Origin of the sequence: Shewanella sp. ENK2, from assembly GCF_043568515.1 — a bacterium.
GTDB lineage: Bacteria > Pseudomonadota > Gammaproteobacteria > Enterobacterales > Shewanellaceae > Shewanella > Shewanella japonica.
In genome coordinates, this window is the sequence record NZ_CP171406.1 from 2,813,544 (window position 1) to 2,836,031 (window position 22,488).

General features: G+C 40.6%; 20 protein-coding genes and 1 pseudogene. 11 read left to right on the forward strand and 10 right to left on the reverse strand.

Features of this window, described 5'->3' with window-relative positions; genetic code table 11:
- Positions 1 to 7: 7 nt before the first annotated feature.
- From ACGEDC_RS12260 to ACGEDC_RS12285, 6 genes and pseudogenes are all read right to left on the reverse strand, one after another.
- The gene (locus tag ACGEDC_RS12260; RefSeq protein ID WP_055022627.1) at positions 8 to 664 is read right to left on the reverse strand and encodes a hypothetical protein; all 657 of its coding nucleotides are present in this window, start codon (positions 662 to 664) and stop codon (positions 8 to 10) included.
- Between the two features lie 7 nt (positions 665 to 671).
- Positions 672 to 1,360, reverse strand: a pseudogene (locus ACGEDC_RS12265) (PspA/IM30 family protein).
- Positions 1,361 to 1,370: 10 nt separating this feature from the next.
- Complete coding sequence (locus ACGEDC_RS12270) at positions 1,371 to 1,784, reverse strand: YjfI family protein (RefSeq protein ID WP_055022625.1); 414 nt, start codon at positions 1,782 to 1,784, stop codon at positions 1,371 to 1,373.
- 81 nt (positions 1,785 to 1,865) lie between these two features.
- Positions 1,866 to 3,614, reverse strand: a complete 1,749-nt coding sequence (locus tag ACGEDC_RS12275; RefSeq protein WP_394493497.1) for a polyamine aminopropyltransferase — start codon at positions 3,612 to 3,614, stop codon at positions 1,866 to 1,868.
- Between the two features lie 4 nt (positions 3,615 to 3,618).
- Complete coding sequence (locus tag ACGEDC_RS12280; RefSeq protein ID WP_055022624.1) at positions 3,619 to 4,518, reverse strand: DUF350 domain-containing protein; 900 nt, start codon at positions 4,516 to 4,518, stop codon at positions 3,619 to 3,621.
- A gap of 9 nt (positions 4,519 to 4,527) precedes the next feature.
- Positions 4,528 to 5,496 carry a hypothetical protein gene (locus ACGEDC_RS12285; protein WP_394493500.1) on the reverse strand — a complete coding sequence of 323 codons (969 nt, stop codon included), beginning with the start codon at positions 5,494 to 5,496 and terminating at the stop codon, positions 4,528 to 4,530.
- Positions 5,497 to 5,734: 238 nt separating this feature from the next.
- On the opposite strand from ACGEDC_RS12285, the gene glnE reads away from it, so the two are divergent.
- From glnE to ACGEDC_RS12300, 3 genes are all read left to right on the forward strand, one after another.
- Positions 5,735 to 8,596: a bifunctional [glutamate--ammonia ligase]-adenylyl-L-tyrosine phosphorylase/[glutamate--ammonia-ligase] adenylyltransferase gene (gene glnE / locus ACGEDC_RS12290; RefSeq protein ID WP_394498332.1), complete on the forward strand. Its 2,862-nt coding sequence runs from the start codon at positions 5,735 to 5,737 to the stop codon at positions 8,594 to 8,596.
- Between the two features lie 210 nt (positions 8,597 to 8,806).
- Entirely contained in the window at positions 8,807 to 9,775 is a 969-nt protein-coding gene (locus ACGEDC_RS12295) for a sensor domain-containing diguanylate cyclase (protein ID WP_394493502.1), read from the forward strand.
- Between the two features lie 179 nt (positions 9,776 to 9,954).
- On the forward strand, positions 9,955 to 10,236 hold the full coding sequence (locus ACGEDC_RS12300) for a DUF3081 family protein (protein ID WP_055022620.1): 282 nt from the start codon (positions 9,955 to 9,957) through the stop codon (positions 10,234 to 10,236).
- Between the two features lie 70 nt (positions 10,237 to 10,306).
- Here the strand turns inward: ACGEDC_RS12300 and zapE are convergent, their stop codons facing one another.
- Together zapE and ACGEDC_RS12310 are read right to left on the reverse strand one after the other, a co-directional pair.
- A complete protein-coding gene (gene zapE / locus ACGEDC_RS12305; protein WP_394493504.1) occupies positions 10,307 to 11,503 on the reverse strand; it encodes a cell division protein ZapE in 1,197 nt (398 codons plus the stop codon).
- 276 nt (positions 11,504 to 11,779) lie between these two features.
- Complete coding sequence (locus ACGEDC_RS12310) at positions 11,780 to 12,400, reverse strand: helix-turn-helix transcriptional regulator (RefSeq protein WP_055022619.1); 621 nt, start codon at positions 12,398 to 12,400, stop codon at positions 11,780 to 11,782.
- A gap of 226 nt (positions 12,401 to 12,626) precedes the next feature.
- On the opposite strand from ACGEDC_RS12310, the gene ACGEDC_RS12315 reads away from it, so the two are divergent.
- From ACGEDC_RS12315 to aroG, 6 genes are all read left to right on the forward strand, one after another.
- Positions 12,627 to 13,985 (forward strand): polymer-forming cytoskeletal protein, encoded by a 1,359-nt coding sequence (locus tag ACGEDC_RS12315; protein ID WP_394493507.1) that lies wholly within the window; start codon positions 12,627 to 12,629, stop codon positions 13,983 to 13,985.
- A gap of 449 nt (positions 13,986 to 14,434) precedes the next feature.
- Positions 14,435 to 14,773 (forward strand): P-II family nitrogen regulator, encoded by a 339-nt coding sequence (locus tag ACGEDC_RS12320; RefSeq protein WP_055022618.1) that lies wholly within the window; start codon positions 14,435 to 14,437, stop codon positions 14,771 to 14,773.
- A gap of 10 nt (positions 14,774 to 14,783) precedes the next feature.
- On the forward strand, positions 14,784 to 16,034 hold the full coding sequence (locus ACGEDC_RS12325; protein ID WP_055022617.1) for an ammonium transporter: 1,251 nt from the start codon (positions 14,784 to 14,786) through the stop codon (positions 16,032 to 16,034).
- A gap of 115 nt (positions 16,035 to 16,149) precedes the next feature.
- Positions 16,150 to 16,494 carry a hypothetical protein gene (locus ACGEDC_RS12330; RefSeq protein WP_065109834.1) on the forward strand — a complete coding sequence of 115 codons (345 nt, stop codon included), beginning with the start codon at positions 16,150 to 16,152 and terminating at the stop codon, positions 16,492 to 16,494.
- Positions 16,495 to 16,681: 187 nt separating this feature from the next.
- Positions 16,682 to 17,902, forward strand: a complete 1,221-nt coding sequence (locus ACGEDC_RS12335; protein ID WP_394493510.1) for a tetratricopeptide repeat protein — start codon at positions 16,682 to 16,684, stop codon at positions 17,900 to 17,902.
- 385 nt (positions 17,903 to 18,287) lie between these two features.
- Positions 18,288 to 19,340: a 3-deoxy-7-phosphoheptulonate synthase AroG gene (gene aroG / locus ACGEDC_RS12340; RefSeq protein WP_080914932.1), complete on the forward strand. Its 1,053-nt coding sequence runs from the start codon at positions 18,288 to 18,290 to the stop codon at positions 19,338 to 19,340.
- A gap of 41 nt (positions 19,341 to 19,381) precedes the next feature.
- Here the strand turns inward: aroG and ACGEDC_RS12345 are convergent, their stop codons facing one another.
- Complete coding sequence (locus ACGEDC_RS12345) at positions 19,382 to 19,555, reverse strand: hypothetical protein (RefSeq protein ID WP_119967651.1); 174 nt, start codon at positions 19,553 to 19,555, stop codon at positions 19,382 to 19,384.
- A 366-nt stretch (positions 19,556 to 19,921) separates the two neighbouring features.
- Between ACGEDC_RS12345 and ACGEDC_RS12350 the strand changes: the two genes are divergently transcribed.
- On the forward strand, positions 19,922 to 21,709 hold the full coding sequence (locus tag ACGEDC_RS12350; protein ID WP_394493513.1) for an ABCB family ABC transporter ATP-binding protein/permease: 1,788 nt from the start codon (positions 19,922 to 19,924) through the stop codon (positions 21,707 to 21,709).
- 138 nt (positions 21,710 to 21,847) lie between these two features.
- Positions 21,848 to 22,096: a hypothetical protein gene (locus tag ACGEDC_RS12355; protein WP_055022612.1), complete on the forward strand. Its 249-nt coding sequence runs from the start codon at positions 21,848 to 21,850 to the stop codon at positions 22,094 to 22,096.
- 97 nt (positions 22,097 to 22,193) lie between these two features.
- On the opposite strand, the gene ACGEDC_RS12360 is transcribed toward ACGEDC_RS12355, so the two are convergent.
- Positions 22,194 to 22,394, reverse strand: coding sequence for a hypothetical protein (locus ACGEDC_RS12360; RefSeq protein WP_231919181.1), 201 nt, complete (start codon positions 22,392 to 22,394; stop codon positions 22,194 to 22,196).
- Positions 22,395 to 22,488: the final 94 nt, after the last annotated feature.

Below are 22,488 nucleotides of genomic sequence, written 5' to 3' on the forward strand. Positions count from 1 at the left end.
GCCAGTGTTAACTCGCTGGCCAAAACTCACGAATGTCAGTTACTGGGCGGTACAGTGTTAACATGACATCGGTATCGCCACCTTCGTAGACCTCAATATCGACAGCCTGAGAATCTTCATTATTGACTAAAGAATAGCTTTCAAAGGCATTTCCGCGATGTTGGCTGCTATCATCTTGAGGTGGTTTTTGGCCACGATAATCTTCACGGTGGAAGTATCCAAAACAACCAAACTCTACTTGATGGTATGCGCTAGCAAGCCAACGTCCGTATTCGCTATCTAACTCATTCGACAATGAAAGTGTCGTGAGCTCTGCATTGCCAGGTTCTTCAAATATTTGGCTAAACTGCTCCAAGTCAAACAGCTGCTCTACCACCGCTCGGTTTACTTTGATTGAAAAACTCAAGTAAGCCTCATCTTCTTGATGATACGAGAGATAAATTGCAGTACCGCTGTGGCCTCTAAGTAACCACTCACATTGCTGAGAGCGTTCATACTCATAAGTATGGACTTCTTCAACTTTAAGCTGCTGCCCACGTAGTTGCTCAGGTAAAGCAAAGCTATCATCAAGGGAGATCATGTCTCCCTTGAGTAGCTTGTTCACATGGTCAAGCTGACGTTTTGGGGCTTCTTTTTTGCCGAAAAGGCCACTTAGAAATCCCATAGCTTAATTAACCTTTTTTCGCTTTAAGGCGATCAAGAACAGCATTAGCACTAGACTTTTGCTCACCAATGCCTGCTTCAGCTAGCTTGGCATGTAATGACTTATCGCTGTTTTCTTCAGCTAATGCTTCAGAGGCTTGTAAGCGATCATCGAATGATTGCTGACGTGCTTTGATGCGCTCTAAAGAATCTTTTGCATTCATTAGCTTCGAGTTACTTGACGCAAATGAGTCAGTAATCGTGGCAGTGGCTTTTTGAACACTTTCAGTGGTTTTCACCATGCTTAGCTGACGCTGGTAATCCGTTAACTGACGTTCAGTTTTTTAACTAAATCTTTAAGGCGAACGGCATGAGCAGAAAAGCTTGCGTTAGCGGCTTCTTGGTCAGCGAGTTCTTGGTCCAGTTGAGCAATCTTTTCAGCAACTTCGATAGCCAAAGCTTCGTTGTCTTTTTCAAGCGCTTGTGTAGCGTAACCTTCGTGCTCAGTGATGCTGCGCTTTAAGCGGTCAACTTCACGGCTAGCTTGCATCTCTTTCGCCATTACGTCAGTTAATTCACGCTTAGCTTTGGTTAAATGCTTTTCTGCATCACGGATTTCTTGTTCAAAAATACGGGTAGAATTTGCATCGACAATGTTTTGGCCGACTTCATTAGCACCGCCGCGAAACGCCGTTAAAATTTTATTTAAAATGCCCATGTGTGGCTCCTTACTTCAAAAATTCGACGAGTTCGTCGATGACTTCTAAACAGTTATCAGACAATACTGATAATTCTTGTTCAATCTCTTCCATGCTTGAGGTGACTGAAAGTGCACCGTAAACCACATATTTATCGTCAATTTTTGCAAACGATGATAGTGGCATTGGAATGTTTAACTCCAACATGGTTTCAAACATTTGAGTGCGAGTTTCTTCTTTCACTTCGCTCTCATCCCATAAGTAACTGATACACAAAACTTGGTTGTCAGTTACTGATACAAATACTGGTAACTCTTCGCGACCAGCAACGTTGACTTGTAACACCTCAACATCACCATCAATTGGGAAACAATCAAACTTCAACCCTGTGTGGCTCTCATCGCCTAGTTCAGTTAAGTGGTTAGCAATCTTATGGATATTCATATTTGTCCTTATTGACATATTATGTCTTAGGTTTCAAAGATAGCACTTAGACATATTATGTCAAGACTATTCTTTATTAGATTAAAAAAGATTCATCCCTTGGTTATCAGACCAAGACGCTAAGTGATAATGGTAAAGCTGTAATGAGCCAATTTTATTGGTCTTAATCTTATCTTTATCGTCATAAAAGTTGCCAGGAAACTCAAAAGCACCATGAATTAAGCCCGGTGTTAACCAGTCTTCTTCTATTGGCAGTGGCTGATTATGGGCTAAACGAGACTTGGCATCTTTTCCTGCGCGCGTTGCGATACTCCAGCCCCATTCACCAAAACTTGGCACATTATGATGATATTGCTGTACGGTAAAACCAGCCGATTCTATGGTTTTTCCGACAGAAATGAATGCCTGCTGCGCATGGTATGGCGAGGTAGACTGTACTGTCATCGCACCATCGGCGCTCAATAATTCAGCGAGCTTTCGATAAAATAAATCAGAGTATAGTTTGTTGAGATCGGGATGACTTGGATCTGGAAGATCCACGATGATGACATCAAACTTCTGATTCTCTTTAATCAGGTTATCTACGCCATTAAATGCGTCATCGAATACCAAGTTGACTCTCGGGTCATTTAACGCATTGCCATTAAGTGACAGCATAGCTTGGCTGACATGGGCTGGCATTTTTTCATCAGGGGCTGCAAATAACTCGACTAATTTCTCGTCTAAGTCCATTAAGGTGACCGACTTAGGTTGCCATTTGAACACTTGCTTAAGGCCTAACCCATCTCCACCACCAATGATGAGTACCTTGTCTTGTCTAGCACTGGCTGCCATCGTTGGGTGTACTAAGAAGCTGTGATAAATATGCTCATCAATGCTGGAGAACTGCAAACGGCCATTAATATAAAGAGAGTAGACAGGTTCTTGGCCATTACCACGTAGGCGTTCAGTAAAGGTTAATTGCTGAAAACGAGTCGCTTCGGCATAAACAACCTTGTCTTTGTACAATAAATTATTGAAGTTTTGTTCCCAACTTGGGCCGTGCATCGCCAATAGCACCAGTACACCACTGGCAACAAAGTGACCAATAAGAATCAATTTAGCCCAGCGAATTTGTTGCCAAAAACGCCATATAAAAACAAACCCTGCCAATAAGTTAACACTGGCAGTTAATGCTGCTGCTAACTGAATGTCTAGCGAGAGCATAAACATTACCCATATTGCAGCGCCTGCACCAGCGCCGATGTAGTCAGCACCATAAATGGTACCAGCATTATGGAGAAGGTGTTCTTCAGATAGGGATTGGCGAACTCGAGCGATGAGTGGAATTTCCATACCAATCATCAAGCCTAAAATGACGCCCCAAATATAAGGTAAATACTCACTGAGATTTTGTAGTGTCCCGATAAAACCGCCATCAGGAATATGATCGGGTGGCAGGCCTAATGTATTGGCGATTATCAAGGGTAATTGCTGGCCAAAACCAATAACGGCCGCTGTGATTAAAATGGCGAGCGAACCGCAAAAAGCGACGGTGAGTTCAAGCAAGGCGAAACCGGTAAACGCACAGCGAATTTTACGGGCGGCAAAAGCGCCAATACCCATAGATACGATCATAATGCCAATCATGGTATAAATCGCAGCTTCTAGTGCGCCAAGAATGCGGCCGGCATAGTGAGATAATAGGTATTCGTAGATAAGACCGCAGCCTGCAAGTAGCGCCATGATGCCCAGTAAAAGGGCATCATCGAACCATGCTAAGCTGCGTTTAGAAGGACTGCTTTGCTTGTTGCTGCCCTCCTGGCCATGTTCAAGCAAAGTATTATTCATCGAATTAAGCCATTAATGCCGCAAGAATAAGTGCGATACCAATACTGATAGCAAGCTCTACAGCTGCTACGCCAACGTTATGCTGCTTTTCAACTTCATCTGTGAGGTTAATTTGCGCTAACACTAACTTTTTGACGATGGCTAATAATACTGACAGTGCGATAAGCATGATCACTGAGAATGTCAGCCAGCCGACAATATTCATTAAATAAGCAGTCGGATCATAAATGATAAAGTGACTTGCAGCATTAAAAGTAAATGCCATCGCAATCATGTAACCACTGTGACGAACAGCAATAGCAACTTGACCTTGCTCTAACGCCTTTTGCATTGAATCACCCTGATTACGCTTAGCGTACTGGTGTTCACGGAATCGAGTTAGCAGCACTAGCATTAATTGAGAAATCAAGAATGCAGTGAAAATTGCGATAAAGGTGTCAACCGTAATATCTTCAGCCCACATTAATACTGAGCGAATAATGATAGCGGTTGCTATTGCAGCAGCCGCATCTACGATAGCAACAGACATATTGCCATTAACAATTTGGCTGTTTTTATCAAATTCATTGAGTGCCACTTTGTCATGTAAAAAACGGCCAAATTTAATTAGTACTAAACCAAATACGCCGTAGCAGGTCATGCCTATTGCTTCCATTGCGTATGAATTTGCTGCTTCACCTGTAATGGCGCCAGTTAACACAATGCCTAAGGCTAATACTGCACCAGCGGTGCTAACACCAAAGGCAAAATTATCACGGTCTGCTAATTCTGCACGGCTGTTAACACGCACACTCCAACCTTGTAAGTAGCGCATTAATGCTAACAAAATTACAGCAATGGTAATGTCGATAGCTAAAATAATCGCTAAGTCTAGGGTAAGTCCGAAGTCACTTAAAAATGTCATGATTGTTCCTTATTTGCCTCGGCGTACACCGCGAGTTGTGCGGCTAGATGAATTACGAAAACTGCTGTCTTTTGAATAGGTCGAACGGAATTTACTTGAGCTAGCACTTCTAGTGCCTGTGGTACTTGCTTTGGGAGCAGAAGTACTTTGACGTGATAAGCTCGTTGAGCCAGTACGGGATTTAGCGTACGGGCTATTAAATTGTTTACCCTGAGAGTTAAAGGTTTTCTTGGTGTTTTCATAAGTGCGATTTTGAGCACTTGCTTGTTTTGGAGACGTGTAGCGATAACGACCAACGTCATTGTAATAGCTGTAACCACGATTGTTTGACCAACGATCATAACGCACTGGGTTCATGATATTTGAAAACATCGAGTACATGCCGTACCACGCCCAAAAAGACATGCCACTTGAATTCGTTTGCCAGCTACCATATGAAGGGTTACCGACGAGTTGACTACCTGCACCAAAATCTTCACTGCCATTAGCCAATGCAGCGGCTTCACGACTTATTGAGTTCACCCGTGCTAATTGACCGCCAGATAAGTCTGCTACAACGTTAACAGGATCAGACAACATGTCATTATAGAGACTTGGGTCTGCAGCTTGATAAATGTTCTGCGCTTCTTCGAGCTGTTGATCTAAATCGATAAAGTTGGCTGAATCAGAAAGCTCGCTTGTGCGTCGTTTTAGCGATTGAAACATTGGCCCTGTGGTGCCAGCATCTTTTGCTAACTCATCTAAAAGCGGCACCAAATCGGGTTTGCTGCTTTTTAATAATTGCGTGTATTGCTTTAATAAAGTGGCATTACGCAATTCACCAGCATCTAGCATGGCGCCAAGCTGAGTTATTCGTTGTTGAGACAATTGCTGATATTGCGCAATTTTTTCAGGACGGTCATCGCCGCAACCTGAAAGTGAGATGCATAATATCAACCCGGAAAATACTGTGAGGACACGGGGTAACAAACCAGCCATGTTTTCTCCAATGCTATAAAAATCAAATTAAAATAATTAACAAACCGAATAAATATGTATTCATATTCGACCAAATATTTATACGGTTAGGTATAACTGCTATACAGGTTATAGTAATCTTAATGCTATATACAATTAAGACTTACATTAAACTTTTGTTATGAATGGTATAGCATAATTCGACATATTATGTCGAATTAAACCTGCCATATCATGTGTAAATTGCCGAAGGGATCGAATAATAATGCTAATCGAAAGTAACTCTATTTTATCTGCCGAATTATCAGAAATTGCAGAACGTTACTGGTTGAGGTTAGGTAATTCTTCCCCCGAAGTCATTGATAGGTTATCAATCGACGAGCAAAAGGCATTAAAGTCAGTCTTTGGTTTGAGTGACTACATTGCAGAACAATTGTGTCGCCACCCTGAATGGATAAGCTTATTACTTGATGGCTTATTAACAGAAGTCGATAGGCAAAGCTTTGCGATTGAATTAGCAAATAAACTTGCTTCGATAAAGTCTGAAGATGAAGTTAAATCAATCCTGCGTCAATATCGTAACTTCCAGATGGTGAGATTAGCTTGGCGCGACTTTGGCAACTATTCAGCATTAAAAGAGTCATTACTGGATTTGTCTGCGTTAGCTGAAGCCCTCGTTATTGCCGCGAGAGATTGGCTATATCAAGAAATGTGTCAGCAGCTTGGTACACCGTCAGATGAACAAGGTAATCCTCAGCCATTATTAATTCTCGGTATGGGTAAACTTGGTGGGCGCGAGCTTAACTTTTCATCTGATATTGATTTAATTTTTACTTTTCCTGAGCATGGCGAGACTGTCGGAGGCCGTCGTGCCCAAGCTAATCAGCAGTTTTTCATACGTATGGGTCAGCGATTAGTTAACCTACTTGATCAAGTGACCGTTGATGGCTTTGTTTTTCGGGTTGATATGCGTCTGCGCCCATATGGTGAGAGTGGCCCATTAGTGGTGAGCTTTAGCGGTCTTGAAGATTATTACCAAGAACAAGGCCGAGATTGGGAAAGATATGCCATGGTCAAAGCCAGAGTATTAGGCCCATGGACTCAATTTAGCGATGACTTACATGACTTATTAAGGCCCTTTATTTATCGACGTTACATCGATTTTTCAGCAATCGATTCATTACGTAAAATGAAGCAATTAATTGCGCAAGAAGTGCGCCGTCGTCAGCTTACCAATAATATAAAACTGGGGGCGGGCGGGATTCGAGAAGTGGAGTTCGTGGTGCAAAGCTTCCAGCTTATTCGAGGTGGAAGGGAGCCAGCACTGCGTCAGCAAAGCCTTTTTGGTGCAATTGATACGTTATATAACTTAGGTCAACTCGAGTATCTTGCCGTTGATGAACTCAAAAAGAGCTATATCTTACTTCGCCGAGTAGAAAACTTACTGCAAGCTATTGATGATAAGCAAACTCAGACATTGCCAGATAATGATGTCGACTGGCAGCGTTTATGTTTTGCGATGAACTGCGAAAATGAAACGGTGCTGCGTGCTGACATTGATAGAGCAATGCGACAAATTCATAGACACTTCAACGATACTGTTGGTGGCGATGATGCACATGAACAAACGGAACATTGGACTAGTCAATTATGGGTCATTGAAGATCCCGACAACGCCGCAGCGCTATTAGAAGAACACTTAGTGGACGATGCTAATTTTTGGCCGACATTAACTGAGTGGCGATCTATAACGGTTAAACGTTCAATTGGCCCAAGAGGAAGAGAGACCCTCGAAAAGCTGATGCCAAGATTATTGTCCGAGCTATTAGAACATGCTTCACCTAGCGCGGCATTAACTGCCGTATCAGGGGTTTTAGAACAGATTTTAACCCGCACTACCTACCTTGAGTTATTGTGTGAAAACCCTGGTGCTCGACAGCAGTTAATTAGTTTATGTTGTGCAAGCCCATGGATTGCCCAAGAACTTGCCAATTTCCCAATGTTATTGGACGAGTTGATTGATCCTGCGCAATTATACGACACCACCTCTGTTGATGATTACCCTAGTGAGCTAAGACAATATTTGCTGCGGGTTCCAGAAGAAGATATGGAGCAGCAAATGGAAGCGTTGCGCCAGTTTAAGTTATCTCAACAATTAAAAATTGCAGCTGCGGATGTCACAGGTGTATTACCGGTAATGGAAGTCAGCGATCATCTGACTTTTTTAGCGGAAGCAATAATTGAACAAGTCGTATTGCAAGCATGGCACCAAGTGGCGAGTCGACATGGTGTTCCTGCTGGTACCAGCCCAGACAAAATGGGCTTTGCGGTAATTGGTTACGGAAAACTCGGTGGAATAGAGCTAGGGTACGGATCCGATCTGGATTTAGTGTTTCTGCGAAATAGCGTCAATACTGGTGAAACTGATGGCAAAAGACCCATAGGTATTGGCCATTTTTATTTGAAGCTTGCTCAACGAATTGTGCATTTGTTTGCAACACGTACGACATCGGGTGAACTATATGAAGTGGATATGCGTCTTCGACCTTCTGGTGCATCTGGTTTATTAATTACTGAAGTTGAGCAATTTAAAGAGTACCAACAAGCTGAGGCGTGGAACTGGGAGCATCAAGCATTAGTTCGCTCCCGTTTTGTATATGGTGATAATGCGTTGGCCGCCCGTTTTAGTGAGATTAGAACTGAGATTTTATCTAAACCACGTGATTTACCTGAGTTAGCTAAGCTGGTTCGGGATATGCGAATTAAAATGCGCGATCATCTATTAAAGGTAAGTCCTGATAAATTCGATTTAAAACAGAGTCCTGGCGGCATCGCTGATATTGAATTTATGGCGCAGTATTTGGTGCTAGCCCATGCTAGCAGCCATAAAGAGTTGGCGATTTGGTCTGATAACGTGCGTATATTTCAAATGTTAGCTGAACTAGAAATGATTCCATTTATGACTGCGCAGCACTTAACGCAGACCTACTGCTGGCTAAGAGATGAAAACCATCGACTGACATTGCAACAGCAAAAAGGACAAATTGATGTTTCAGAGGCAGAAAAACACGTTGCTCAGGTGATTGATATTTATCAGCATATTTTGGGAGAAGCGGATTAATAATACGCTTAATACCAATATTGAAACCCTAAAGGCAATAATCGAATTCGCATATTCTAGTGGCTTTAACGTTGATATGGTTTGCTACATACTTGTTAGTTAGTCAATTCGTTCACCCTAACTAGTAAATTTAACCTATTGATTTATTGCCATATCTGCTATTTGATATTAACGTTAGTATATTGTGTTTAATATTGATTGGCAGGGATTATGCTTACCGCACCAATACCAGAAAATGACGCTGCGCGTTTAGCGACACTGCGAAATTTAAATGTGCTTGATACTGCCGTAGAAGAACGGTTTGACCGCATTACCCGCCTAGCAAAACGGTTATTTTCAGTTTCTATCTGTCTAGTCAGTTTAATTGATGAAAATCGACAATGGTTTAAATCCTGCCAAGGGTTAGTCGCGAATGAAACTCCTCGAGATATTTCATTTTGCGGTCATGCCATCCAATACTCTGAAGCATTCGTCATTACCGATGCCTCAAAAGATGCACGCTTCAGCGATAATCCTCTGGTTACTCAAGCGCCTCATATTCGTTTTTATGCAGGTCACCCACTGACAATGCCAAATGGGATGAGAGTCGGGACCTTATGCATTATTGATGATAAACCCAAAGAGCTAGATAAAGACGAGATGCTAGCGCTACAAGACCTTGCAGAGATGGTCGTTTCAGAGCTGATTTCTATCCAGCAAACAACCCTAGATCAGCTGACAGGTATTTCCAACCGTCGTGGTTTTGAAGTGCTAGCAAAGCAAGCATTATCGACATGGGATCGCAATCATATTGATAGTTGCTTAGTGTTTTTCGATTTAGATTATTTCAAAGAAATTAATGATAATTATGGCCACGAGGCGGGCGATCGAGCCTTAAATCAGTTTGCTCAACTGCTTACCTCAGAATTTCGCGATTCTGATGTGATCGCTCGTTTTGGTGGTGATGAATTTTTAGTATTGTTTAGTGAGTGCAGTAAGGGTCAGGTTGACGTCGCACTTGCTCGTTTTCAAACAGCCTTGAATGCCCATAACTCACAGAGTGAAGAAGTATTTGAGCTGGCATACAGTGTGGGAGTTGCGACTCGACATGCTAATCAAAAACTTGATATAGCCGAGTATTTAGAAATTGCAGATCGAGAAATGTATCAAGTGAAATCCAAGCATCATCAACAACGTTGATTCAATTTGTTACACCTTAACCCCATATCATTGATGTTTTTTTGCTCTCTATCACTGTTCTGAATTGCGATTATTCTAGACTGATCTAACTATGAGCTCGCCTCGTATTCACCTCAGTGGTGCAATCGTCGAGTCTGTTTATAGAAAGCATCATAGAGGTATCAATCAGGAGATGTAGCATGCGAAATGCAATCGATATTTATCAAGCGTTAAAAGTCTTTAATAAAATCGTTGAATGTGGTGAAAAGCATAAAGCTGAAAATGGCTACAACTCTCGCTATCATTTATGTGGACTGCAAGCTGAAACAGGCTTTGATGGTTACACAATAACGCTGAGTGATGGCAGAACTTCGCTTAATATCTACTTTCATAATAAATATCAATTTGATTACCCTGATAACGAAGCGTTTGAAAACTTCATGCGTCGCTTCGGTGATGTGATAAAACACACTGTGCAATAATCGACAGTATGAAATACCTTAGCTAGAGTTGTAATGCTTTATCAGTAAAATCATAAGTTACTGATAAAGCTTATTTGGTTGCTGGTTTGAGCCAGCGCTGCATTTCAACTAAGCGACTCACCGTTCTACGAAACTCAAATGATAAGGCGCCGCCTGAATACAGTTCTGTAATGGTCCATTCTGAGCAGACCGTTAACGATACGCGTTGATCGTAGAGTTCATCGACTAAACTAATAAACCGTTTAGCGGGATCGTCACTGGTTGCATATTCTAATTGACGCTCGCTAGTCTTATTACTTTCAGCCCCATCTTCCGTACCACGTGCTTTTATCCAAGTTCTAATTTCACCTCCAAGTTGGGGCACTTCATCAATAATCACATGCTTAAATAAGCCTGCGAGCTCGATATAGTCTAAAGCAGATCGAGGCCCGTCACACAGTTGATCAAATTTAAACCAAATTACTTGATTCACTTTAGCTTGAAAAGCAATTGTACGATGACATATTTCGATATAGCTATGTGTTTCACAAACCGCGGCTTGATGGGGATAATGCTGTCCTGCAATAGTGACAAAATCTTGGTGGCTCATGTGCTTTGTTAACTGTATTTGTTGTTCAAGCGAACGGTCAGATTGCGCAGCTATTCGATGGTCAGTGGTGCCAGTTAAGTTAATTTCGTCTACATTAGTTTGTAAAATATCAATAAAAGGTAAAAATCGCTCACGCTGCAATCCACCTTCATATAAACGGCTAATTTCAATATTGGAGGTGGCGACTAAGATGACTCCATGAGCAAAAAGGTGTTCGAACAACCTAGCAAGAATAATTGCATCTGCAATATCATTGACAGAAAACTCATCAAAACAAATGACTTGATATTGAGCCGCATAATGACGAGCAATATGCACTAAAGGATCGGCAATCCCTTTTGTGAGGTTGAGTTCTTGATGCACCATAGCCATAAAGCGATGAAAATGTAATCTAAGCTTATTTTGCTGTTTAAGATGATTAAAAAATAAATCCATCAAAAATGTTTTACCACGACCAACATCCCCCCAAAGGTAAATACCTTTGGCAACTTGCTGCTGAAGACTGATATCAGCGAGTTCTGCTACTTCTTCATTAACATTCACATTATGTTGGAGTTGAATAAATAGCTCGTTGAGGGCAAGTAGCGCTGTATGCTGTTCAGCATCATCGTGTAATCGCAATTGAGATGATTGAGATTGTGCTATTTTGCTTTGATAGAGTTCTAATAACGTTGTCACGCCAAGACCATATTGATTGGTTTATGAGTCACAATATATCAATTAAAAACAAGCTCAAGTATTTAAGGGAAATATAACTAGCGCTATGTGTGAGCCGTCGAGTTGAAAACAACTTGAAGTAGTTTGCTACCCTTATAGGCATACCCATGGTTCAGGCTTCATTACTATCTTGTCTATATCGAGCGAAATAAGACGAGAATAAGAAAGTGCTAAAACGCGATCAACTTCGTAAACCCCGTTAGTACGTCAGACATCTATATAAACGACTAACCTAAATTACACTTGTGTAAAGACGTAAGAAAGCTGTCCACGGCTTGAAACATTTGTTTTTTTGAAAATGTTTTGAATGTGCATTTTGACTGTATTAATCGAAATACTTAAGTTTGCTGCAATTTGCTCATTAGATAAGCCTTGGCAAACCAAAGACAGCACTTGCTGTTCTTTTTTGGTGGTTAATGACAGTAGCTCTGTTTGACGTTGTGTAATAGGTTGGCGGTTTCTTGATTGAATATAATGAGACATCGCATCATGACTGAAATACAATTTATTGTTGTCCAGATTCTTAAAGGCTTCGATGATCTCAATAATCGATGCATCAAAAGACAGTCCACCATGAAACCCATTTGCGATGAGCAAACTTTCAGTGTCAGAGGTCAATTGAGGGCAAAAAGCCAAATGTTTGCCGTCTGCAAGTAATTCTGCCGATAAGTTAGGGATGTGTAATTTAGGATCACTGACATAGTGCAGTAGAATTTTTTTGTGGTGCTCTGCTTGTTGCCACTGGAGGTTAAGCGGGTCGTGGCTAATGGTATTACATTTTAAAAGTTCAGTAATCTGGCAAAGCTGTTGGGTCAAACTTTCAGGTATTTCACCTAAAAAAATATCCGATACAATCATGTCACATCCTTGTTTATAAAACTCGACTATTGAAGATCCTTAACAATAGGTTCGTGAATAATAATTATTCTTAATCACAGTGTCCAGCAATAAGTGATGAGTTAGCAATTTAATTGATTCGAAATGTTTACAAGGTGAATTTTATGTAAATGCAATGTTATTTGTTGTTTTTAATTAGTTAGTTTACTATAAGTCGAAAATTTATAATAAAAGGATACTGCTGGGTATGAATAACAAAGGAAATGGGGTGACTTTTATCGGTCCCGAGACTTCATTGGATGGAGAAATGACGGTAAAAGGACCTGCTTTGATCGCTGGTCAAGTCAAAGGTGTTATTCGTTCAACAGACCAAGTTAAAATTGAAGTAGGTGGCGAAATTGACGGTGAACTTTACTGTCAAGAGTTACGTGTTTGTGGTGTTTTCAAAGGAAAATTACACTGTAACAGTCTCGTTATCGTAAGCTCTGGTGTGGTTGAAGGTGATGTTTCGAGTCATAAAATGGAAATTTATGATGGTGGTCAATTCTTAGGTGCAAGAACTAAAGGCCCTGAGCAAGGTGTATTACCTGAGCTAGCAGCTGATGAACAGCCTGTTGCTCCTTATTCTCAACCTTTTAATGACGAGCCGGCTTACGCATCCCCAAAGCCTGAAGCGCCTATTGCAGAGGCGCCGATAGCTCAGGCTGCAAAAGTGAGTAATGTTAACGTAATGGCCGAGCCTATTACTAACGTTGCTGTTGACACTCCTAAAGTAAAAACTGAAATAAAGCCTGATGTAACGCCTGAGATTAAGCCAGAGTTTGTCGCTGATGAAATGACAGTTAAGTCCGAAGTCAAGTCAGAAAAACCGGCTCAAGCACAAGAGATTCGTACTCCTGCACCATTAAATAGCGTGCCAGAAAGCGAACCAATGCCAGCGCCTAAGCCGATGTCAAAACTTGAGATTAAGCCACAACCAAATCCTCAAGCTCAGTTAGCGGCAAAAGCAGCAGCAGAAAAAGCGCAACAAAAGAAATCAGGTGCGACTAAATTTGTTGTTGCCGGTGTGGTATTAGCTGCAGCGGCAGTTGGTGCAGTAGTTATAAAGCCTGAATTAGGCGAAGCCTTGATGGCGAAAATTAATTCAACGACGAACACGCAATCAGCAAAATCTGAACCAGCAGTAGAAGATGCAAGTATTGCCAACGTTGAAACTACTACAGCAGTTGAAGTTATTGATGCTGAAACAGCCCTCGCTGAGCTAGATCAAGCTGCAGCAGCTAAAGCCGTTGAAGCTGAAGCGGCGACAGAGCTTGTTGCAGACGTTAGCGAAACGTCTTCTGACAGTTTTGATGAGTCTATCAATGAGACTTTGGCTGATGAACAAGCTGATTTATTAGCAGAACTAGAAGGCGTTGACAGTGAATTGACTGCCGACATCAATACAGAAGCTGATGATATTGTCGAAAGTGCTGCAGCGTCAGTTGAAGATGACAAAACAAAAGTTGATAGCCTGCTTGCTGATTTATTAGCAGAAGAGCGAGCTGACTCTACAGAAGCGGCTGAAGCGACTGAAGAAGCAACGACAACAGCGGGTAATTTATAAGCCTTAAAGCTTAATTTTACATGTTTAAAGGCCCTCATTTGAGGGTCTTTTTTATGCCTGAAACCCAGTGTGATACCACTCGGCGCAACGCTTTTTTCCTCAGATTTTGACAACATACCAACTTCTTTAGCCCATCCTTTAATCTATCGTTGTTTTGATTTTTATCCGTAAGTTTACGTTTCTTCTTGGAGTTTCAATTGTTATTGAGTGCTTATTTCTATTAGAACACGAATGAATTAATAGCTCTTTTGAGTCAATTTGGGAGACGAGAAGGATGCGCTAATCTTGTGCGCACCGAAATAGCGCTGCACTTATATGGTGCGAAAGTTTGAGGTTATTGAATGCAATAAATTAAATATTTCAACAAAAACATTATCTTACAAGTTTGGCCTAATGATTGAATTGTTATTGCAAACAAATTTATAACAATCACACTTTTGGAGGTCGAGATGAAACTCGTCAGCGCTATCATCAAGCCGTTTAAATTGGATGATGTCCGAGAAGCAATTGCAGGAATGGGCATTGAGGGAATGACTGTTACTGAAGTTAAAGGCTTTGGACGTCAAAAAGGTCACACAGAACTTTATCGTGGCGCAGAATATCAAGTTGATTTTCTTCCTAAAGTAAAATTAGAAATTGCGACAAAATCTGAAAATTTAGACATGCTAATTGAAGCTATCACAACAGCAGCTCACACCGGCAAGATTGGTGACGGCAAAATTTTCGTAACTGATCTTGAACAAGCAATCCGTATTCGTACGGGTGAGCTTGATAACGAAGCATTATAAGGGGGCTGAAATGGAAGAGTTAGCAGCGTTAGGAACAACAGTAACAGAATTACGATTTGCATTAGATACATTCTACTTTTTGATTTCAGGTGCGTTAGTGATGTGGATGGCAGCAGGTTTTGCCATGCTTGAAGCGGGTTTAGTTCGTTCAAAGAACACCACTGAAATTTTAACTAAAAACGTTTGTTTATATTCAATTGCCTGTGTCATGTACCTACTTGTCGGTTACAACATTATGTATGTTGATAATGTTGAGGCGGGTTGGTTACCTTCATTTGGTTCATTAATAGGGTCACAATCAGCCGATGCGGATCACGCACTTGAGTCAGATTTCTTCTTCCAAGTTGTGTTTGTCGCTACTGCAATGTCGATTGTGTCTGGTGCTGTTGCTGAGCGTATGAAGCTATGGTCATTTTTACTTTTCTCGGTGGTATTAACAGGTGTTATTTACCCAATTGAAGGATACTGGACATGGGGTGGTGGTTTCATTTCTGCTGCTGGTTTTGTTGATTTTGCAGGTAGTGGTATCGTGCACATGGCCGGTGCAGCAGCAGCGATTGCTGGCGTACTGTTACTTGGGGCTCGTAAAGGGAAATATGGCGCGAATGGAGCAGTAAACCCAATTCCTGGTTCAAACTTACCAATGGCGACATTAGGTATGTTTATCCTATGGATGGGTTGGTTTGGTTTTAACGGTGGTTCTCAGTTATTAGTATCAGATGCTGAAAATGCATCAGCAGTAGCAAAAATCTTTGTTAACACAAACTCTGCTGCCGCATTTGGTGCAGTATCAGCACTCATTGTTTGTAAAATTGTTTGGGGTAAAGCTGATTTAACCATGATTTTAAATGGTGCATTAGCTGGTTTAGTTGCTATTACCGCTGACCCATTATCGCCTTCATTATTGATGTCTGCAGTTATCGGTGTCGTTGCTGGTGGTGTGGTTATTTTCTCAATCGTTGGTTTTGACCGCATTAAAATCGATGATCCAGTAGGCGCAATTTCAGTGCATGGTGTATGTGGTTTCCTAGGCTTAATGCTAGTGCCATTATCAAATGCTGACGCAAGCTTTGGTTCGCAGTTATTTGGTGCTGCAGCAATCTTCACTTGGGTATTTGCCGCTTCATTTGCTGTTTGGTTTGTCCTTAAAGCAACTGTTGGTATTCGTGTTACTGAAGAAGAAGAGTATAACGGTATGGATGCATCAGACTGTGGTGTTGATGCATACCCAGAGTTTGTATCGATTAAATCAGCGGGTTAATAACTGAAAAATCGTTTATAAAACCGTGTATACGTGTATAAAAGCAGAGCTATTTAGCTCTGCTTTTTTGTTATACTGATGAGATACCAATGCTCTTATTTGAATAGGTCTCACTATGGCTAAGTCACTTAGGTTAACGCTTCTTATTAGTGTTATAGCACTTGCGGGAATAACGATGACTACGCTAAGCCATGCGGGTAAAGTTGTGGTTCGTAAATCATCTGAACCCTTTGATGCCTTTGCCGTTAGAGATGCGGTTCAGCAAGATCATCAGTGGCAAGAAATGCTACGTATGCAACAACAAATTCAAATCCTTCAAGCGTTGCCTTTAGGGTGCCTCGCAGTCGCTGTTCCATACCATTATTATAATTGTGCAGGCAGTATGTACCGACCTTATATGCATCAAAATCAAGAGTTATTTATTCAAATTGACCCGCCTAAAATACCACAAGTAAAGTAATTACTATCTTCTTGGTAATGTGCTTCGCTATGTTCTTAGCGATATACATTGCCCAGTTTATTCCGTTTCAGTTGATTGTTGCTGAACAGCCTTAACCTTATTGAAAATATTTTTTGTCACATTTATATATCTCAATTTTCGTACATGCATCTATGCTTAATAAAGGTGTTTTATGCGGAGCATAAATATGTTTCAAAAATATGAAAATAACAAAAAAAATAATAATGCAATTTTACCTCGCAATAATATACAGCTAAGCCTTTGTTTGGCATTGCTATTACCTCTCTTTCTTTTTGGTTGCTCTAGCACTCAACCCCATAAAAGTTCAGCTAATGCCACGGAGTTATTTAATGACAGCTACTTCACGCCAACGGCAATACCAGCAACAGAAACAATCTATGAGTTACCTGAAGGAATGGTTAATGAGATTAAAAAAGCGTATGCCCACTCAGGTGGAGTTGTTGGAAATAAAAAGCCGGTTAATGTTTGGCTTGCTGAGTACATTGATGCAGAAAATGGTGGATTTGAATATCGTGATCATTATACGCGAATGGCCAGCGTTACCGCACAAGAACGAGCAGGCAATTGCATGTCTTTAGTTGTGCTGTCCACTGCAATAGCTGAGGCATTAAATGTCCCTGTTAAGTACCAAGACATAGATGTCGAGCCTATTTGGGATAGACGTGGCGGTTTTTATCTTGTTAATGGTCATGTGAATATGAAGCTGCTCCATCGAGACGACATCAACTCATACAGCTTTAGAGGGTCTGAAATTTTAGTCGACTTTTTACCTGAGCGTTCAATTAGAGCCTATAGAATAAAGCAGATAAACAAGCAGACTTTATCGAGTATGTACTTCAATAACGTTGCAGCAGAAGCATTAGTTAAAAACGAGTATGACTTAGCTTATGCACTATCTAAAAGAGCGATAGAATTAGATCCATATTATGTAAATAGCATTAATACCTTAGCTGTGATTTATCGCCATAAAGGTTTAAACAAACTCGCAGAGCAAGCGTATCGGCATGTATTACAGCTTGAGCCTGAGAACATTACGACTTTATATAACTTAGCCTTGATATTAGGTGAACAAAACAGATTAGATGAATGGCAACAAGTACATAAAGTATTGGAGCTTGCACGGATTAAAAACCCTTTCTACTACTTTGATATGGCGCAACAAGCTTATTTTGAAAAGCAGTATCAAGAGGCGCTAGTCTGGTATAAGCGCGCGGTTGAAAGAGCCGACTATCGACATGAGTTTTATTTTGGCCTGTCTCGCGCTTACTGGGCGACAGGTGATGAGAGGCGTGCGAAAAAGAATATGAAAAAAGCACTGGATTTGAGTATTGATGAAGTAAACCAACATCGCTACAAAGGCAAGTTGCAAGCTATGATGCGCCATTAGTCCGATAGCCCAGCAAATAAGTGTGAAAAACAAAAGCCTCGTCGTGGCTCGTTATAAAACCATGCTCAACGTGTGTTGCTCATGGTTTTTTCGTTTATGACTTTGAGCACGCTGTGCGATATTAACTCAATCTAGCTAAATAAGGGCAAATAATAAAAATTTCATATTCATTCAACTAAACCGAACTTAATGAATTTATTATATATTTTATTTTTGTTTATCTAAACTTATTGATTAACAGTCATTTAAATACATAAAACTGATAAAACCATAGATTGAACGAATTATTATGTGGTACTGTTTGAATTATAGAGCTGATCGCTATGCTTTACTGCCAATGTTAAACGTTGGCATAAATAAACTGTTTGCTGGAGTTGTATAAACTATGTATTACCAAAATGATGACGTTAGAATTGATGAAATAAAAGAACTATTGCCTCCAATTGCCATTTTAGAACGATTTCCAGCATCAGAAACTGCATCAGCAACAGTCTTTAACGCACGTGATGGCATTCACCGTATTTTAAACAGACAAGATGATCGTCTACTTGTCGTTATAGGCCCTTGCTCTATCCACGACCCTGTTGCGGCGTTGGATTATGGTAAGCGCTTATTAGCATTACGTGAAAAATATAAAGATCAGCTTGAAATCGTCATGCGAGTGTATTTTGAAAAGCCACGTACAACTGTTGGTTGGAAAGGTTTAATTAATGATCCTTACATGGACAATAGCTTTAAATTAAATGATGGTTTACGTACTGCACGTAAACTTCTCGTTGATTTAAACGAAGCTGGTATTCCTACCGCGGGTGAGTTCCTCGATATGATTACACCACAATATGTGGCGGATATGATGTGTTGGGGTGCAATTGGAGCTCGTACTACTGAGTCTCAAGTTCACCGTGAGTTAGCATCGGGTTTATCAAGCCCTGTCGGGTTTAAAAATGGTACTGACGGCACAATTAAAGTCGCTATCGATGCTATTGGGGCAGCAAGTGCACCTCATCACTTTTTATCAGTGACCAAGTTTGGTCACTCAGCCATTGTATCGACAAAAGGTAATCCTGACTGTCATATCATTCTTCGAGGCGGTAAAGAGCCAAACTACAGTCAAACTCATGTAGCAGCGATTGAAAGCCAACTAGAGAAAGCCAAGCTTGCAGCTAATATTATGATTGATTTTAGTCACGCTAATAGCAGTAAGGATTTTAAAAAGCAGATGTTAGTGGCAGAGGATGTGGCTAATCAGATTAGTGCGGGCAATCAGAATATTTTTGGTGTGATGGTTGAAAGTAATATCGAAGAAGGTCGCCAAGATTTAGTTGTTGGTAAAGCGCTTTGTTACGGTCAAAGTATTACTGATGCTTGTATTGGCTGGGCCGATACCGAAAGCTTATTAGAGACACTTAGCCAAAGCGTACAAAAACGTCGCAGCTAATTAAGTGCACTCATTTGATAAAAAAGGCGCTGAGAGGCGCCTTATTTATTGGTATTTGCTAAATATTCGTTTGCTTTAGCTAGGCTTCCAAATGCCGAGATGAGGTTGTTTCTTCCTTTGTCTTGTAGCTCAGGGTTACCTGATTCGATCATCATCCATACCCAAGTTTGTATTAGTTGTAATGGTGGGTGCTGAACTTTTGTTGCGTCTAACATGTTACTTCCTTTGAGCTGGGAAAAAATGTTAATGGCTGGTAATAAATGCCAAAAAGAATCAAATAAAGAGTACCAAATTCTTTTTCGTTTCAGAACTAGAAACAAGCCAAAATTAGCTAAATCTGCGTTTTTTTCTAAAAAATAGTCTTTTAGACTAGTCAAAAAAAGCAAAAGTAATTCTAAAGTATTATTTATCGGACATCTTACCGATATAATGCCGGAAAATCATGCAATTTTTATCGTGCTTTTTTGATTTTAAATAAGCTATGTAAAGCCGTTATAGTGTTAACGTTATGTAGAACTTAATGTCTTGCTTAACTGAAATTGTTGCATTGTGCTTGTATTCCCTCCCTATGGTGAAATTTAATGAGACCCTCTTTATATTTTGATGGCCCTGTTGGCAAACTTAACTGGAAAGTTGTGGGGCTATTATGGCCTTACTTATTCGAGTTCAAAGGGCGTATTTTTCTGGCAATGTTATGTCTTGTTGTTGCCAAACTTGCCAGTGTGGGCCTACCGTTTATTTTAAAGGATTTAGTTGATAGCTTAGATGCTCAAAAAACGGCAACAATCGTGGCCGTGCCTATTGCTTTGGTGTTGGCTTATGGCTCGGTTAGGTTTCTTAATGTCATCATTGGTGAAATTCGAGATACGTTATTTGGCCGAGTCACTGAACGTGCAATTCGACGCCTAGGTTTAGCGGTATTTGAGCATCTGCATCGTCTTGACTTGGATTTCCATTTAGATAGGCGGACTGGTGGATTGTCTCGGGACATAGAGCGTGGCACCAGTGGTGTTAGCTTTTTGATGCGCTTTATGGTGTTCAATATTGTTCCGACCTTGCTAGAAATCAGTCTGGTCATCATTATCTTTTTTATTAACTATGGAATCGGTTTTGCGTTAATCACTTTGATTGCGGTCGTTGCGTATATTGGCTATTCAATAGTGGCGACTGAGTGGCGTACCGGTTTTGTTCGTGATGCTGCCAATGCAGATTCATTATCCAATACACGGGCAGTTGATAGTTTACTTAACTATGAAACGGTTAAGTATTTCAATAATGAGCGCTATGAATCACAGCGTTACGATGAAGCATTGGATCAATGGGAAGTCGCCAAACGTAAAAACAGGTTATCGCTATTTGCTTTAAACGCTGGCCAAGCACTGATAATTGCGGTCGCGATGACAGCTATGATGGGGCTTGCTGCCTATGAAGTGACTGAAGGCAATATGACATTAGGTGATTTCGTATTAATTAACGCATTTATGATGCAGCTGTTTATCCCACTTAATTTCTTAGGCTTTGTTTATCGAGAGATTCGAGGTGCACTAGCCAATATTGAGCGAATGTTTTCTTTGTTAGATAAAGTACCAGCCATCCAAGATATTCCGTCAGCGTCTAATGTGACGCCTACTCAAGGTGAACTAGCGTTTAATCATATTTGCTTTAACTATGATGAGCGGCCGATCCTAAAAGATGTCAGTTTTAGCATTCCAGCAGGTCAAAAAGTGGCAGTTATAGGAGAAAGTGGCGCGGGTAAATCTACCCTTATAAAGCTGTTATTTCGATTTTATGACGTTGATAGTGGCTTAATAACCATTGATGGGCAAGATATTAGACAGTTAACTCAGCAGGCGCTGCGTCAATCAATCGCCATCGTGCCACAAGATACTGTGCTGTTTAATGACACCATCTATAACAATATTCTTTATGGCCAGCCAACAGCAACTGATGAAGCGCTCAAAGAGGCGGTACACTTGGCTAATCTGACTGATTTCATCGAGTCATTACCCCAAAAATGGCAAACTAAAGTTGGGGAGAGAGGCTTGAAGTTATCAGGCGGTGAGAAACAAAGAGTCTCCATTGCCCGAGCTATTCTAAAAGCAGCCCCCATTTTAGTGTTTGATGAAGCAACGTCATCACTAGATAGCCAATCTGAACAAGCCATTTTATCTGCCCTAAAAGTGGCGGCAAAAGGGCACACCAGTTTGGTGGTCGCTCATAGGTTATCTACGATTGTTGATGCTGATAAAATCGTGGTGTTAAGTGAAGGTCGAATTGCAGAACAGGGGACGCATAAAGCGTTATTATCGCAAAATGGTGTGTATGCAAAGTTATGGCGAATCCAAAATGAGCAAACTATCACACATTGATCGCATGCTTGTGTGTGTTTTCTCTCTTTGAAAGTGCAGTTTTTGTGTATAATTAACTTTAATTGCCTGGAAAGGATTGAGATCGTTTAGGTAAATAGGGAATTATCGGGTAATTAAGCCTAAGTATGGAGGTCGTTAGTGCAAAACATTTCTTTAATAGCAGCCCTAGAGGGGACACAACATAAAGTGACCACCGATTGGTTTGCGATTATGGCTACGCTTGAAAAGCGAGAAATGAACCAAGATGAACTGCAGGCTGTTTATGATGAACTATGTGCAGGATTAATTGTGACAACCCGTGGACTGACATTAGCTAAAATTAATGACAATGAAAGCGAAGACAGTTTATTAAAAGCGGATGATAGCGCAGCCGACATCTTAGTGTAATGGCACTTTGTGTCTTAATGAAAGGCAAAGTGAATGGTATTTATCCAATAAAAAAGCAATCATAATGATTGCTTTTTTATTGGATAAACTGAGTCGGTTAGCTGTTTTTAGACCAACTGTTACACACCATTTTTATTATTGCATCGCTAGTATTTAATTCCGTTAGACGAGTAATCTTGCCATGATCGAAGCAGACTTTTTCACCTTCGATTTCTGAAAGGCGCTCACAATTGGTACAAGTTAATGACATTGCTTTATGGGTATCATTATGTGCCATGATTGAATTTGTCTCTTTCAAATCTATATCCCTTCGCCAATATGCTTAACGTGATTAAAAGTGTGGTTTAAGTCACAATTTTATACTTAATCTAAAGATAGTTCAAAGTATAACC